The organism is Paenibacillus sp. JNUCC 34 (genome assembly GCF_058269055.1).
In genome coordinates this window covers 5,232,550-5,247,824 of the sequence record NZ_CM177770.1, presented here as the reverse complement: position 1 = coordinate 5,247,824, position 15,275 = coordinate 5,232,550, and the positions used below count along the sequence as shown (strand labels likewise).

At 46.5% G+C, this 15,275-nt stretch carries 13 protein-coding genes; 4 read left to right on the top strand and 9 right to left on the bottom strand.

The window, feature by feature from the left end:
• The first annotated feature begins 265 nt into the window (after positions 1-265).
• Positions 266-2,239, top strand: coding sequence for a methyl-accepting chemotaxis protein (locus tag AC2TF5_RS24335; RefSeq protein WP_491299673.1), 1,974 nt, complete (start codon positions 266-268; stop codon positions 2,237-2,239).
• A gap of 73 nt (positions 2,240-2,312) precedes the next feature.
• Here AC2TF5_RS24335 and AC2TF5_RS24330 read toward each other — a convergent pair whose 3' ends face one another.
• The 3 genes from AC2TF5_RS24330 to AC2TF5_RS24320 form a co-directional block, all read right to left on the bottom strand.
• Positions 2,313-3,014: an ABC transporter permease gene (locus AC2TF5_RS24330; RefSeq protein WP_491299672.1), complete on the bottom strand. Its 702-nt coding sequence runs from the start codon at positions 3,012-3,014 to the stop codon at positions 2,313-2,315.
• The gene (locus AC2TF5_RS24325; RefSeq protein WP_491299671.1) at positions 3,011-3,859 is read right to left on the bottom strand and encodes an ABC transporter ATP-binding protein; all 849 of its coding nucleotides are present in this window, start codon (positions 3,857-3,859) and stop codon (positions 3,011-3,013) included. The genes AC2TF5_RS24330 and AC2TF5_RS24325 overlap by 4 nt, the downstream gene beginning before the upstream one ends.
• Before the next feature lie 196 nt (positions 3,860-4,055).
• Positions 4,056-5,156: a LytTR family transcriptional regulator DNA-binding domain-containing protein gene (locus AC2TF5_RS24320; protein ID WP_491299670.1), complete on the bottom strand. Its 1,101-nt coding sequence runs from the start codon at positions 5,154-5,156 to the stop codon at positions 4,056-4,058.
• A 362-nt stretch (positions 5,157-5,518) separates the two neighbouring features.
• On the opposite strand from AC2TF5_RS24320, the gene AC2TF5_RS24315 reads away from it, so the two are divergent.
• The 3 genes from AC2TF5_RS24315 to AC2TF5_RS24305 are packed head-to-tail and all read left to right on the top strand — an operon-like array spanning position 5,519 to position 8,446.
• The gene (locus AC2TF5_RS24315) at positions 5,519-6,433 is read left to right on the top strand and encodes an ROK family protein (protein ID WP_491299669.1); all 915 of its coding nucleotides are present in this window, start codon (positions 5,519-5,521) and stop codon (positions 6,431-6,433) included.
• A gap of 25 nt (positions 6,434-6,458) precedes the next feature.
• Positions 6,459-7,454: a Gfo/Idh/MocA family protein gene (locus AC2TF5_RS24310; protein WP_491299668.1), complete on the top strand. Its 996-nt coding sequence runs from the start codon at positions 6,459-6,461 to the stop codon at positions 7,452-7,454.
• The gene (locus tag AC2TF5_RS24305; RefSeq protein WP_491299667.1) at positions 7,451-8,446 is read left to right on the top strand and encodes a Gfo/Idh/MocA family protein; all 996 of its coding nucleotides are present in this window, start codon (positions 7,451-7,453) and stop codon (positions 8,444-8,446) included. Before AC2TF5_RS24310 ends, AC2TF5_RS24305 begins: the two co-directional genes overlap by 4 nt.
• A 662-nt stretch (positions 8,447-9,108) precedes the next feature.
• Here the strand turns inward: AC2TF5_RS24305 and AC2TF5_RS24300 are convergent.
• The 6 genes from AC2TF5_RS24300 to AC2TF5_RS24275 form a co-directional block, all read right to left on the bottom strand.
• Positions 9,109-9,951, bottom strand: a complete 843-nt coding sequence (locus tag AC2TF5_RS24300; protein WP_491299666.1) for an undecaprenyl-diphosphate phosphatase — start codon at positions 9,949-9,951, stop codon at positions 9,109-9,111.
• A 42-nt stretch (positions 9,952-9,993) separates the two neighbouring features.
• Positions 9,994-10,608, bottom strand: coding sequence for a DedA family protein (locus AC2TF5_RS24295; RefSeq protein WP_491299665.1), 615 nt, complete (start codon positions 10,606-10,608; stop codon positions 9,994-9,996).
• A gap of 48 nt (positions 10,609-10,656) precedes the next feature.
• A complete protein-coding gene (locus AC2TF5_RS24290) occupies positions 10,657-12,600 on the bottom strand; it encodes an FtsX-like permease family protein (protein WP_491299664.1) in 1,944 nt (647 codons plus the stop codon).
• Positions 12,575-13,345, bottom strand: a complete 771-nt coding sequence (locus AC2TF5_RS24285) for an ABC transporter ATP-binding protein (RefSeq protein WP_491299663.1) — start codon at positions 13,343-13,345, stop codon at positions 12,575-12,577. The genes AC2TF5_RS24290 and AC2TF5_RS24285 overlap by 26 nt, the downstream gene beginning before the upstream one ends.
• Before the next feature lie 98 nt (positions 13,346-13,443).
• Positions 13,444-14,436 (bottom strand): sensor histidine kinase, encoded by a 993-nt coding sequence (locus AC2TF5_RS24280; protein WP_491299662.1) that lies wholly within the window; start codon positions 14,434-14,436, stop codon positions 13,444-13,446.
• Complete coding sequence (locus AC2TF5_RS24275) at positions 14,433-15,134, bottom strand: response regulator transcription factor (protein WP_491299661.1); 702 nt, start codon at positions 15,132-15,134, stop codon at positions 14,433-14,435. Before AC2TF5_RS24275 ends, AC2TF5_RS24280 begins: the two co-directional genes overlap by 4 nt.
• Positions 15,135-15,275 lie beyond the last annotated feature (141 nt).

Here is a 15,275-nt window from a genome sequence, read left to right as displayed (position 1 = left end):
TTTTTGTGTATTTTTAGATGGATGAAGGATATCTATGAAAATAACTTTTTTATGCAATTTTCATGTTTTCACTTAAAAAGTGAAAAGTTGATGCCGATAAGAACATATGTGGAGTCTTACCGCCTAATTTATCCCGAACAATTTTGCTGAAAATATTTAATTTGGATGGAGATTTTGTCCTCTTACAAAAAGAACATTGCGCAAAACATAGCGGACAGATGATCGGATAGGGCCCCGGAACTTTATTGGGGGAGGATTTACTGTAATGCTTAAAAGTCTTAAGCAAAAAATGATTAGTATGATTTGCCTGCTTCTGGTACTCAGTTTGGCATCCGTCACGATAGTAAGCTATAAAAACGCTTCTGGCCTGTTAGAAAAAAGCATTGATGAAGAGGCGAGACTGAACGCGGAAAATTTGGCAAGGGAAATCAATGAATTTATTGACACTGAAATTGCCAAGATTGAGGCTGTCGGAAAATTGTTTACTGGGAATAAGGAAGAGGATTTAAAACTGATTCAGAAGGCACAGGAGACAAATGAGGAATTTGAAACCTTCCTTTTTTCGTATGATCTAACAGCCAAAAACGTCATCAATTTCCTCGGGGAATCAACGGACTATTCTGGTCGTGCTCATCATCAGGAGATTAGTAAGGGCGAGGGGAAGATTGTAGTCTCTGAACCTACAAATTCAAGCCGTACCGGTAATATCGTCATTAGTCTGCTTGTTCCGCTGATGAAAGACGGGAAGCAGTATGGATACATAGGTTCGACGCTGCCGATTGATACGGTTCAGAAGAGTGTATCCACCCAAAAGTTTGCTGAGACTGGTTATGCGTTTCTGGTAAGCCCGTCAGGTGAATTTATTTGGCATCCTGACAAGGAACTGATTCTGCAAAAGACCGTCCAGGAACAAAATGTTGATAGTGTCAACGAGGCCTTTGAACAAGTAATTCAGGGGAAATCGGGTGTATTTAATTATACTAAGCACCAGAACAATACAACATACTCGGCTGCTTATGCGCCATCAACTTATAACTGGGGGGTGTTCGTTGCTGCCCCAACCAAAGAACTGCATACTCCGATCGCCAAACTGATGAATACACTTGTGATCATTTCGGTTATCTCATTGATTGTAGCTATTGTTATTGCCTACCTGTTCACTGAGCGTCTGGTTCGTCCCATTCAGCAGCTGAACTCAGCTGTGAAAGATGTGGCCCAAGGGGATTTGACAAAGACGCTCCAGGTTCGAGGAAAAGATGAAGTGGCTGTGCTTTCGGGTGATTTTAATCAAACGGTATCTCACTTGAAACATCTGATCGAGGGCGTGAATAATTCGTCGAATCAGGTTATAAATGTGACTGAATTTGTTTCTAGTGGTATTGATTCCACGAAAAAGAGTGTGAACGTTATCGGTTCCTCCATTCGCCAAATTGCAGATGGAGCGACGACTCATGCCTCCGGCTCGGAAGAAATCGCATTGTCGATGAGCGATATGGCCAGCGGTATTGTGAAGATTGCTGAAACTTCCTCCATAGTCTCTGAGGCTGCACAGGAAGCAGCAGGCCATGCTGAGACAGGTGCGGCCGTGGTTGAACAAACTGTTATTCAGATCGGCAACATTGGTGAAGGAACGACCAAGGTAGGAACAGCTATTGAACAACTAAGTGAACGTTCCCATGAGATTGAGAAGATTTTGGGTTTCATTACGGAGATCACTTCCCGGATTCGTCTGTTGTCTCTGAATGCATCGATAGAAGCAGCTAGAGCAGGGGAGCATGGACGCGGCTTTGCTGTCGTAGCTGAAGAGGTGAAGAAGCTGGCGGGACAATCCGAAGAATCTACAGATAAGATCGCACAAATCATTACCGAGATCCGTGAAGATACGTTAAACGCTGTTCATGTGATGGAAGACAGCCGTAAAGATGTTCAAGAAGGTATTACTCTGATCGAAGAGGTACGTGAGAAGTTCGCTAACATTCTCCATGCCTCCCGTAATGTTGCCGAGCATATTTTGGAAGTGTCTGCCGCTTCCGAAGAAATGTCGGCAGGTTCGGAGCAGGTGAGCGCTTCGGTGGAAGAGATGAAATCTATTGCAAGCCTGACCTCCAAAGACGCAAGCAATGTGGCCGCAGCTGCCGAAGAGCAGATTGGTTCGATTGAGGAAATCTCGACTTCGGTACAGCAGTTGGAAGCTGTAGTCGGAGAACTTCGCAAAGAGTTGTCCAAGTTTAAAGTATAGATCATGTATTCGAACGAAAACAGCAGGTCCGGAATTGTTCCGGCCTGCTGTTTTTTTTGCCTATAGCTGCCTTCTATTCATCTACCATACGTTTTTTGTACATGACATAAGCAAGCGCGTTAATAACGATGGCCCACAGCAAGATGATTCCTATATTAAACAAGACGCCCATGAAGCTGATTCCAGCCTGAGCCTTATTCGCGAGATCAACCAGCTGTATGTTCGGCAAGATTTCTAGTATCGGATAATCTTCCATCAAAGGAGTGAGATAAGACGTAAAGCTGAAAAAGAAGACAATAGGCAGAACGGCAATGGATGCTTCCATAACAGATTTGGTAGCCAGACCGAGCAGCGTGCCGATACCAATGTAAAAAATACAGGATAAAAAGAGTGCCAGTCCTACAGCAACCATGTTTCCTGGTTGGTATTCTAATAGTAATCCGCAGCCGATTAGAGCGATGATCGTTGCAATCAAACTAAGCAGGCTTTTGCCACCAATAATTTCAAGCGGGCTTGCAGGTGAAAGCATCAGTCCACGCAGCGTATTCTTTTCTTTTTCCTCAGCGATCAGGGCGCTCTGTAAATAGGTTGCCACGAGAGTGAGAGCGAGGTTAATCACCATGTACACGACGTTGATCGTATTTTCGCCTATCCGGCCGTAAAATGCGGCCATCGCCAGTGGCATGATCAACGAGAAGCTTACATACATATTTTTTGAAACGTCCTTATAATCCTTTTGTAAAATAGCTAGTGATCTCTTTAGTGAAAATGTCATGCCAATTCCCTCCCCGTAATTTCCACAAATATGTCTCCAAGTGTAGGCTCATTTGAATAAATCGAAGATACACGATCCTCGTTCATATAATGAAAGAGCTTCTCTGCACCTTCAGGTCCCCGTTTAACCGTCACTTTGCTTCCATCGGTCAGTTCCACGGTTATCGTGTCGTCTCCGAATTTCTTGCGGAGATTTTTCGGTGTATCCAGCTGTTGAATCGCTCCGTTATGCAAAAAGGCGATCCGGTCACACAGCGTCTCCGCTTCATTCATATCATGTGTGGTCAAAAAGATGGTCGTTCCCTTTTCTTTAAGCTTTAAGAGTCCTTCATATATATGTTTCGTATTGCCCGGATCCAGTGCCGAGGTTGGCTCATCCAGGAACAATAGCTCAGGCTCATGAAGGAAGGCACGTGCCAGAGTCACACGCTGCAGCATCCCTTTGGATAGCTTGGATACGATTTTTTTCTGTTCTTCAGCCAAGTTCACCATTTCTAATACCTCAGGAATCCGGCTATATGGAACTTCATACAAATCGCAGTAAAATTTCAGGTTATCATATACGCTCAATCGGCTGTACAAAGCACTGTTGTCGGTAATAACACCGATTTTTTTGCGGTATGTTGCTTCTTTAAGACGATGTGCGGGCACTCCGAATACATAAGCGTCTCCAATGGTTTGGTTCAATTGCGCGGTCAGGATTTTAATGGTAGTTGTTTTACCGGAACCGCTCGGTCCGAGAAATCCGAACACTTCACCTTTACGTACCTGAAAGGAAACGTCTTTTAAAGCTCGATGATCGGAAAAAGTTTTTCCTAAGGATGTCACTTCAATAATGTTTTCCACTGCTATGTACCTCCGTTTGCTCATTCGTTTTTCGATATCCTCATGTTACGCCCCTTCGGAAATGGCCGCATTATAATCCCATCGAAAGGAGCAGCTTAAGGGGTGAACGGCGCAGAACAAGGCATGAATGGAGCATTAATAATGCTGTAACAGCGCGGTTTTAAAGGTGAATGGAGCATACAGACAGGTGAATGGATCACGCTTTTAAGCCGAGCATCTCCTTGAGCTCTGCCATTTTGGATTTGGATAATGGAACCGAAGATTTGGCTTGATCATCCAATACTAAACTGAAGCTGTTACGTGTGTATGTGATCACTTCTCTAACTTTTTGCAGATTGACGATGTACGAGCGGTGGCAGCGGAAGAAGCCAAATGGCTGAAGCCGTTCCTCCAATTCATTGATTTTGAAGACGCAAGGATAGGCATCGCCCTTAACATAAATATTCGATTGTCCGTCACTGCTCTCGATATAATCGATTTCTGGCGGGTCGAACAGAATCATTTTATCGTTCATCTTGGTCGGGATTTTCTCGAGCCGGACAGGCTGGACGAATATTTCTGATATTTCATCCTCCTGAGTCGGGGGATTTTGTTCTTCTATGGAATCAACGTCGAGAGGCAGAGCGGGTGTCTCGCCCGGAATGTCCGATTCAGCGATATGCTGCTCCGTCTCATCTATAATTTCATAACGGTGCAGTCCTTTTTCGTCCAATCGGAATACCTTGTTGGTTACGCTAAGGGCTGTCTCCATGTTGCCGGTAAAAATGAGCACACTTTTGCCTTTATCGGATAGCGCGTTGATGATTCGGGTAAATACAAGCCTCGTCTCATTATCGACATTCTGGACAGGCTCTTCGAATACGAACAACGCTGGATCCATCATAAGCAGGCGCGCAAAATGAACTCTTCTCTTTTCGGAGAAAGTTAGCTTGGAAACACGCACATTACTCTTTATCTCAAGCTGGACCAACCTTAATACTTCATTTATGGGCCATGGAGATCGGCTTAGTTTCTGTGCAAAAATAAGGAGATCTTTTACAGTAAGGCGTTCATAAAGCCCGTCATCGAGAAAGGATATGCCCAGGTTTGTAAGGTACTCCGCCCGATTCCCAGACAATGTTGTCTGCCCAATGGATATCTCGCCGCGAGATAAGGGGATTTTCCCAATAAACATTTGTAATAGGGTGCTTCTTACATTCATGCTTGAGTATAGGGCCACAATTTCATGCTGTGCGATTTCCAGGCTGAATGCCGGAAATACCACCGTATTCTCTGTATACCTTTCTAGATCTTTCATAGCCAAGACATTCACGTTATCACCTGATCTTTATAAATTTCTTATGACTGATTGTTTGAGTGCATCTATATACAATAACGATTTATGGAACTTTTGTGAATAAAAAAGAAAGCACATCGAAGAAAAATCTACTATTTCGACAGTTAATGATTGAAATAAATAACAACACATACGATATACAGCATGTATTTTACCGGTCATAAAATTACGTCAATCAGGGAGGGGATTCGCGCTGTGAAATAGAATATCTAGAGCAGGAGAGAGTGAAGCCATTCAGCGGTTCTCTTATAAAGAATTTCAGAATTATCATAACGGGCAAATCTGATGTAATTTGGAATATAACTTAAAGAGGAAAAGTGAGGGTGTCTGAACCAATGAAACGCTGGATTGGACTGGATATTGGTGGAACTGAGATCAAAGGAGCGTTGGTCGATACAGACGGCAACATGACGGAACCGCTCGCTGTCACAACCCCCGCGCTGGAAGGCAGAGACCGGATTATGGAAGCGGCCGTGAGCTTGATCCGGTCTCTTGAACAGCAAGCCGGAGAAGCAGAGATTTGTGGCATTGGCATCGGCACTGCCGGCCGGGTAGATCGTTCCACAGGCAGCATCGTCTATGCTACGGATAATATGCCGGGCTGGACCGGCACGGAAATCAAAAAAGAGATCGAGAAGCAGTTCTCTTGCCGTGTCTCGGTTGAGAATGATGTGAACGCAGCAGCCTGGGGTGAAGCATGGCTTGGATCGGGTAAAGGGGTTCATTCCTTTATGCTTATCGCTCTTGGGACCGGAATTGGTGGCGCTTTCTTTTGTGAAGGAAGCGTACTGCCGGGCATGCGAGGCGGATTCGCGGAGATCGGCCATCTAATCGTGGATAAAGACGGATTAGCCTGCACCTGCGGCCAACGCGGTTGCTGGGAAACAAAGTGTTCCGGTACTGCGCTGAGCCGGATTGCAAAGTCTGTGAATCCAGAATGGAGCAGCCGGTATCTGGTACAGGCTTACGAGGAAGGTAATAAAGAAGCGACAGATGCAATGAATGATTATTTGTCCGATCTCGCCAGAGGCTTGATTTCTGTGCAGCAGGCCTATGATCCGGAAGTTATTATTTTGGGCGGGGGGGTGTCCGACGGGTACTCAAAATGGAGCAAGGCGCTGAATGAGAAACTCCAAGAGCTGTGCGTATTGCCTGTGCGTCTTGCCAAGGCAGAGCTTGGCAACCGTGCTGGCATCATCGGTGCGGTCAAGTGGGCTATGACGGATCAAACAATTTAACAAGAAGTAGAATGGAGGGATTTCCATGAACATAGCCATTATCGGCTGTGGAACGATGGGCATGACCCATGCCCATAACCTGGGGAAGATGCCCGGTGTTAAAGTATCTGGCGTTGCAGACTTGATTCAGAAGCGTGCAGATCAGGCTGCAGAAGCCTGCGGTGCAGTGCCATATAAGGATTGGGAGCAGATGCTTGAGCAGGTAAAGCCGGATACGGTAGTCGTATGTTTACCGACATATCTGCACAAATCGTTTGTGTTAAAGCTTGCCGAGCGAGGACTTCATATTATTTGTGAAAAGCCTGCGGCTTTGACTCTGGAAGACGCCAAAGCGATGGAAGCCGCATGCAGTAAGCATGGCGTTCGGCTGTTTATCGGCCACGTTGTCCGCTTCTTCCCGAACTACCGGAATGCGCTCGATCAGGTACGATCCGGAAAAATCGGCGAGGCTAAAATGGCACATTTCAAACGTCACGGTTCCTATCCACTAGGAGTGAGTTTTTGGTACCGTGATCGCTCCAAGAGTGGTGGAGTCATTATGGATCTGATGATTCATGACATCGACTTTGCCTGCTGGTTGTTCGGAGACGTGGAATCCGTATATGCTTCGGTTACGAAGCCGTCCCTGTCCATGGAATATGCCCAGGTGACATTGAAGTTTTCCAGTGGAGCTATCGCCAATTTGACCGGATTCTGGGGATACGCCGGGCCGTTCACTACCCAGTTTGAAATATCCGGCAAAGAGGGAATCATCCGTTTTGACAGCAACCAGGTACAGTCGCTTGATTTGAAGGTCGCCACTGGCGGAGACGATCAGAAGGTAGCGGTTCAAGTGCCGTCGAGCCCGACTCTACATAATCCTTATTATGATGAAGTGAAACATTTTATCGAATGCATTCGCGAGGGCAGCGAGCCGCTTGTCAGCATAGCTGACGCTTGTCGGGCTGTTGAAATTGCTCTTGCATGCGAACATTCGGCTCAAACAGGACAACCCGTCCGTATGGGAGGGATTACGTCATGAACAAGATGAAAGTAGGATTTATCAGCTTTGCCCATATGCATGCTGTCAGCTATCTGAACGCTATGATCCAGCGAAGTGATGTAGAAGTGATCGGCATCGCTGATGAGGATGCTGAACGTGTAGCTCCGTTCACTACCAGTCGAGGAATTCCTTACTATGCAGACTATAACGAGCTGCTTGCGCAGGACATCGATGCAGTTGTGATCTGCTCGGAAAACGCGCGACATGCGGAGCTCACTTTTAAGGCAGCGGAAGCAGGCAAGCATGTGCTCTGCGAGAAGCCGCTTGGCTTGTCCGAAGAGGAAATGATAAGTATGATCCGGGTATGCAGGGAACAGGGCGTTCAGCTGATGACAGCATTCCCGTGCCGCTTCCTGACAGCGGTCCGCCAGGCGAAGCAGGCAATTGACGAAGGCAAAATCGGTGATATTCTAGCCATGAAAGGTACGAACCGCGGTACGATGCCCGGCGGCTGGTTCCTTGAGAAGGAGCATTCCGGCGGCGGTGCGGTTTTTGATCATACCGTCCATGTCATGGACTTGATGCACTGGTTTACAGGCAGCGTAGCTGAGGAAGTATATGCCCACGCAGAAACGTTATTTCATGACACGGACATTGATGACGCAGGCATGGTGCATGTGAAGTTTGCGAACGGTGTGTTTGCTGTGCTGGATCCAAGCTGGTCCCGCTCTAGCAGTTTCCCGACTTGGGGCGATGTGACATTAGAGATCATCGGAACCAAGGGGACGCTCTCCATCGATGCGTTTTCCCAGAAGAACGATTTGTACAGTGATGCAGCTCAGAAAGCCAACTGGAGTTACTGGGGTGATGATATGGATACCGAGCTGATCAACAGCTTTGTGGACAGCATCGCCCAAGGAAAGCCAGTTCTCGTTACAGGCGAGGATGGTTATCTGTCCGCCCGTGTGGGGCTTGCCGCTTACGAGTCAGCCCGTACGGGCCAGCCGGTCCAACTGAAGCCGCAAGGATAAGTGACTGGCCCAGGGCTTATTAGCAATATATGTGTCTAAGAGGAACATCCGTGAAGCAGCCACTTCCGGTGTTCCTCTTTGTTTTGTTAGAGGTGAGCGACACTAAGTTGTTTTTGAATAAAATGGATAATCGAGGAGTCTTGAATGCCTTATTTCGTCTTAATAGGAAAAGGGGGCTGTCTAACGTCTGAATAGGCTGCTACCAATGATAAAATGTGATGATGGGATAAGTAATGTTGTATGTAATACAACACTGGAGAAGCAGAATGTCTGAACCAACTGATATTGTTGTAGAATATACAACAATCCCTCCTGAAGAGAGGTAAATAAAGAATTTACCATCCCTATTATTGTATTAAGTGCAACAATCTGTCCTTCGCCGCTATATCTCGGAGTAGTGTTGCACTTTATGCAACACTCACTGAATTCTGAGGGAGTATTGAATAGTCACTGTCCTCGAAGGAAATTCGGGGACAACAGCAATCGGAAGAATGTTTCGTATGCGGAGCGTCTCAGAACAGGAACAGCAGGAACAAAGGAATGTTTCGTACGTGGAGCGTCTCCCAACCGAAATGGAGCGCCTCCCAATTGAAAACAAACAAAAGGACGTTCCCTCAAGCCACAATTGACCTTGGGGAACGCCCTTTTTTGCGTGTCACCGATTAGAAAATCCAAACAAAATAAATGACAACCGCCAGAATGATACGGTAAATCGCAAACGGTACGAGTTTGACCTTGTTGATCAGTTTCAGGAAGAAGCGAATCGAGATCAGCGCGAACACGAATGCGCTAATGAAACCCACGATAAAGAACGGCAGCGCGCTCATCGTGAAGTACTCCAAGTTTTTCAACAAGGACAGGAAGCTTGCACCGAACATGATCGGCACGGCCATAATGAAGGTGAAGTCCGCAGCAGTGCGGTGATTCATACCTAGCATAACACCACCTGAGATCGTAGATCCCGAGCGGGAGAATCCAGGCCAGAGAGACAAACACTGAATCAGACCGACACTGAACGCCTGCTTGTAGGTGATCTGGTCAACTGTAACGGTAGTAGGTGCTTTTTTGCTACTGAATTTGTCTGCAATGATCATGAAAATAGCGCCGATTACTAGACCAATCAATACCGTTTCTATAGAGAACAGGTGTTCATCGATAAAGCCCTCAAATAATACACCCAGTATACCAGCAGGAATCAATCCAACAATAACTTGGGTCAGCTTCAAACGTCCGGTTCCGACAGGGGCACCCAGTTCCGGTTTTTTGCGCTTAATGTTCAGAAGATCGAGGAAACGGTCTTTGAAAACGACAAGCACAGCGAGAATAGAGCCCAGTTGAATGACAACCTTGAATGTATTGGCTACATATTTGGTCAGAAACTCTTCCGATTGCAGCCACATATCGTCAACAATGATCATATGGCCTGTAGAGGATACAGGAGCGAATTCGGTCAAGCCCTCCACCATACCGAGAATAATGGCCTTAATAAACAAAATAAAATCCATAAATGAAAATCTCTCCCTTGCTTTGAATAATAGTACAGGTTCTTATTGAGCAGACTTTTTCCGTTTGCGGATGAAGAGCACAACGAATACAATGGCTGCCACCGCTATAACGGCATAGGCTATGTTAGAGTATACATCCATAAAGGCCAGTATGTCTTCCCATGAATCACCGAGTGCAGCGCCTATGGCTACGAGTATTACGTTCCAGATCAGCGTTCCGAGAGTAGTAAACAGCAGGAACATTCCAAATTTCATTTTGGACATGCCCGCAGGAATGGAGATCAGGCTTCGGATCAAGGGAACCATACGGCAGAAGAGCACGGTCCAGTAACCATACTTGTCAAACCAGGCATCTGCTCTGCGAATGTCATCTTTTTTGACCCGGAGAATATGGCCCCAGCGGTCTATAATCTTCTCCAGTCTTTCCACATCGAGCAGCAAACCGATACCATACAGTATAACAGCTCCGATGACCGAGCCTATAGTGGCTGCTATAACGACACCGGGAACCGTGAGATCCGTATAGGTTGTCATGAATCCGCCGAAGGTCAAAATGACTTCCGATGGAATCGGCGGAAATACATTTTCCAGAGCGATCATCAGAAAAATACCAAAGTAGCCGAACTGCTCCATAAAATGTGTAATCCAGTTTTGCAATACGTACACCTCTTTCATTACATTAACATGTTTGTACCAAGATTGTCGTTATATAAGTGCTTTCTTTAGCTTTCGAAGGTATTGGCTTCGGATGAATAGGAAATATAGAACCTGCGCAATCAGAAAACCGATAAGCACCACACCCATCTCTGTAGCAATCGAAAGGAAGAAATAGCTCTGAAGGGCAATGAATGCAAAAATACTATGAAGGATCGCTGTGCCAATCGGTACGAAAAACAGAAGGGCCAGCTGTCCTGTGACGATTCGGCTGAATTCACGGTCCGTCAGCCCGATTCTTGACACAGTAGCGTAGAAACGGAAGTCATAATCCAGATCGGCGTACAGCCGGAAATATAGAAAGCTGCCGGCCGCTATGAAGAACACGGTCCCTACGAGCAGGGCTGCGAATAGCATCATACTGAACTGACTGTTCATTAGGGCAAACAGCGTTCCGCTGACCGTGAGTGCATACGGCTCATTCATCTCGTAATGAACTTCTCCTCTGGTCGTTAAGTGGGATGCGATACCTTCGGTTTGCCGGAAATCTTGAACATAAAAGCCTGTATATCGATCTGTTCTCTCCGGTGATGAGATTTGTTCGAACCGGGCGTCACTGACCACAAGGCCGCCGAATAGAGAGTCTTCATGCAGCTTAGGCAGCAAATATTCCGGAACCGCGACATGCTGAGTATAGCCAATTTCCGTAACTTCGGCTTCAGAACCGTGGAGTGTGTAAGATACCTGGGCGCGCGCTCGGATATGAGTCCGCTTATTTTGCGAATTGACGAGCACTAGAGCATCGTTCCCGGTTAATGGTTCTTCGTTAAAAGAAAATCCGGCCATCTTAGCTGCCTTTCGGTAATCGGAAAATGACAGCAACGGAAGCAAATCCGGAGGATTTTTAATGGTTGAAGAAACAACCTCAACATATTTAACCGGCAAGGATATGGATTCAAACGGAATGGATCGTTCGGTTAGTTCCTGCTGAATTTCCTGAAGGTGTTCGAACTCTGAATAATCACCTTCTTTGGCCATATAACCCACAGCTGCGGGAAAATCTTCGTTAAATTGCTTGGTCAGTACGGGTATGGAAGCAAACACGCCGACAGAACAGAAAGAAACAGCAAGTACTGTCGTGACCATAAACAACATTTGCGCATTATCTTTTAACCGATAATTTAGGCTCGAAAGTGAAATCAACCGGGTTCGGCTCCAGGTAAACAGCCTGCTGCGTTTTAGTAACCTTATCAGGAAGATGCTAAGCTGTGAATAAAGTAAGTAGGTGCCGACAATGGTCATCAGGGTCACGGGAAACACACGGTAAATGAGTGAAGCCGCTGTCGTCGTTGCTGCCAGTGTGTAGCTGATCACCAAGAGTGCTGCGGCCAGAAGCGCCAGAAGAGGTGATACCTTGGCTTCGGTTTTTGGCTTTAGTCCGGACTGGAACAATTCGATTAATGTAACCGGACGAAGCAGCAGGGATGTAAAAAGCGAGATCAGAATAAACAGAAGCATAAAACCGCCCACGGTCAGTCCAATAGCAAGCAGAGACAGATGAAATGGCAAGGAAGGGACGCCGAGAAAGGCGGCCCCGGCCATCAGAAACAGCTTGCCAGTGATGATCCCACACGTCATTCCGGTCAGGATGGAGCCAATGCCGATAATCATATTTTCAAGAAAAACCATCTTATTAAACTGGTCTTGAGTCATTCCGTGCATGAACAGTACGCCAAATTCGCGTTTTCGTGTTTTGAGAAAAGAGCTCACCGAGTAGAGCACGAAGAAGAACGAGAAGATATACATGATAAGCTCGGCCCCTACCATAGCCTGCATAACGACAGGATAAAATGTCTCTTCCCTTATCCCTGGGTTAAAGATGAACAACGCGCAAACAAAAAAAATCATGACCGAAAAGGAGCTGCTCAGAAAGTAAGCGGCGTAGGTGCGTTTGTTCCGGACAACATTCCTAAAAACGAATTGCCGAAAGGTCATGGTTTCCTCCTCCGAGCAGGGCGAGCATATCAATGATCTTCTGGAAAAAGGCTTGGCGGTTGTCGCCACAGTAGATCTCATTATAAAGCTGACCGTCTTTAATGAACAGGACACGGTCACAGTAGCTGGCTGCTACTGGGTCATGCGTTACCATCAGTACGGTAGCTGAAGCCTCTTTGCTCATCCCCGACAAAGCCTGCATAACATCCTTGGATGCTTTGGAATCCAGATTTCCGGTCGGCTCATCCGCAAGAATAAGAGAAGGCTGTTGAATAAGCGCCCGCGCAATAGCTGTCCGCTGCATTTGTCCTCCGGAAATTTCATACGTGCGTTTGTTCAAAATGGACCGGATTCCGAGTCTGTCTGCGATCTCACTCAGCTTTCTGTCCATTTCGCGCAAAGATTCGCCGTCTAATGTAAGAGGGAGAACGATGTTCTCCTCTACCGTCAGTGTGTCTAGCAGATTGAAGTGCTGGAACACAAATCCCAACTCTCGTCGACGGAAGAGCGCAGCTTCATTTCGGCCCAGAAGATGCGGATTGCGTCCGTTGATATTCACTTCACCAGCTGTAGGTTGATCTATGGTCGCGATCAGGTTGAGGAGCGTTGTTTTTCCGCTACCGGAAGGACCCATAATGCCAACAAATTCACCCATTTCGGCAGAAAAATGAATGTTATGCAGAGCCTGATGTGCCACTCGGCCTTCGTAAATTTTAGTTAGATGTTTAACGTTAAGGATAGGCACTCTTGCTCACACTCCTTACCTGGTATCTTTATTGTAGGACAGTACCACAGACTGCTGCTATGGCGATAACTTACAGTTACCTTACAACTCTGTAAGGTTCAAGAACCGTGAAATGTAATCTGGACGGTCGTTCCTTCTCCAACGATGGATTCAATATGGAGATCATGGCCGAGCTTGCTGCAAATTTGCTGCACTAAATACAGTCCCATTCCGGTTGATTCATGGTAACGTCTGCCGTTCTCACCGGTGAAATATGGATCAAATACGCGAGGCAAGTCGCTGCCGGGAATTCCAATTCCCTCATCTCTGATTTCCAGAACAACGTTTTGGTCTTGGCGGTAACCTTTAAAAAACAGCTTCCCTCGTTCTGACGGTGTGTAGCGGACGGCATTTGTAATGAGCTGAGAGAGTGCAAAGGACAACCACTTTTCATCGGAAGTGATCGAAAGCCCAGCCTCTACATCAATAGAAGGAAAAATCCGTCGGCGGATAAAGAGACGTTTCTGCTCCGACGCTGCTGACCGTACAATTTGATCCAACTGTAAAGTCTCGACATAGAAATCCCGCTCGAACGTATCAAGGCGTGCCGTGTACAGTACGAGATCAAGCCCCTTCTTTAGACGGTCAAGTTCGTCACCGATGGCTGTGGAATCGGGGTCGTCCTTTTTCTGCAGGATCAGATGAATGACCGATATGGGGGTCTTCATTTGATGGGCCCATTGGTTGATAAACTGAATATGAGATTCGATTCTATGTTTATAGTTGTGCAGATCGGTAGTGTAATGCCTGAATTGGCTCCGCAGCACCTGCTGCAGTGCCTCGGCGAGCGGGGTTTGGGAAGGTTCGCGGGAGAATTCCCTCTGGAACGGTTCCGGAGAAGCATGCGACTGCTCTAATCTTTTGTAAAATGAGCGATTGGCGACGTAACGGAAGATGAGGTAACCAACCAGCAGACAGCCGCTGATCAAGCAGGCATAGATACTGACAGACATATTTCTGTATCCGTCCAGCCAGTAAACCAGCGTAATGATGAGAAGCTGAGCGATGTAAACAAAGATCAACGGCCGCTGCTCGCGCAGAAACAGTTTCATATCTCTTCACTCCAATTCGGACTGAGGCGATAGCCGCGTCCCCTTATCGTCTGCAACCCTTCTTCAATACCGAGTTGGACAAGTTTTTTGCGTACACGGGTTACGTAGACGTTGAGGGTGTTGTCATCCACAAAGACCTGGTCATCCCATATTTTCTCCAATAGTCGATCCCGGCTTACCACTTGTCCGGATCGCTGCATGAGTTCGTCCAATATTTTGGCCTCTGTGTGGCTAAGATCAATCTGGGAATCGCCTAACGTTAAGGAAAGGCGTTCAACGTCCAGCGTCAGACCGGCAACAGCTAGCGTACGCTCGTTATTTGCCGATGCGTAGGAGCCATAGGCCCGGCGCAGCTGGCTTTTGATTTTGGCCATAGCAATTTCATAATCAAAGGGCTTTGTTATATAATCGTCAGCACCGTTTTCCAGTGCCATCACCTGATCCATTTTGCCGTCACGGGCGGAGATGAACACAATGGGACAGGTGGAGATGCTGCGGAACTGGCGGCACCAGTAGTATCCATCATATTTTGGGAGATTGACGTCAAGGAGGACAAGCTGCGGATCATACTGTTCGAATTGACTGCGTACGGTCTCAAAGTCGTCCACGGATTGAGTCATGTAACCGAATTTGTGAAGATGTTCTTTGAGTAGGCTGACCAGATTATAGTCATCCTCGACGATAAAAATTTTAAACATATCGATAAGTCCCTTCTCTAGGCATAACATACGTATCGACTGTAATTGTACCAAATTGTCAGACACAAGGAAAAAAGACGCAAGTTAGATCGGGTTCTAAAGTGGAAGCCATGAATTACTTTTAAATTGTGATTCAAATCC

Bases quoted from the DNA above. Each gene is read 5' to 3' on its own strand.
- AC2TF5_RS24310 (WP_491299668.1), top strand. From the start codon at position 6,459: ATGAACATAGCCATTATCGGCTGTGGAACGATGGGCATGACCCATGCC.
- AC2TF5_RS24300 (WP_491299666.1), bottom strand. From the start codon at position 9,951: ATGGATTTTATTTTGTTTATTAAGGCCATTATTCTCGGTATGGTGGAG.
- AC2TF5_RS24335 (WP_491299673.1), top strand. From the start codon at position 266: ATGCTTAAAAGTCTTAAGCAAAAAATGATTAGTATGATTTGCCTGCTT.
- AC2TF5_RS24280 (WP_491299662.1), bottom strand. From the start codon at position 14,436: ATGAAACTGTTTCTGCGCGAGCAGCGGCCGTTGATCTTTGTTTACATC.
- AC2TF5_RS24290 (WP_491299664.1), bottom strand. From the start codon at position 12,600: ATGACCTTTCGGCAATTCGTTTTTAGGAATGTTGTCCGGAACAAACGC.
- AC2TF5_RS24320 (WP_491299670.1), bottom strand. From the start codon at position 5,156: ATGAAAGATCTAGAAAGGTATACAGAGAATACGGTGGTATTTCCGGCA.
- AC2TF5_RS24275 (WP_491299661.1), bottom strand. From the start codon at position 15,134: ATGTTTAAAATTTTTATCGTCGAGGATGACTATAATCTGGTCAGCCTA.
- AC2TF5_RS24305 (WP_491299667.1), top strand. From the start codon at position 7,451: ATGAACAAGATGAAAGTAGGATTTATCAGCTTTGCCCATATGCATGCT.
- AC2TF5_RS24330 (WP_491299672.1), bottom strand. From the start codon at position 3,014: ATGACATTTTCACTAAAGAGATCACTAGCTATTTTACAAAAGGATTAT.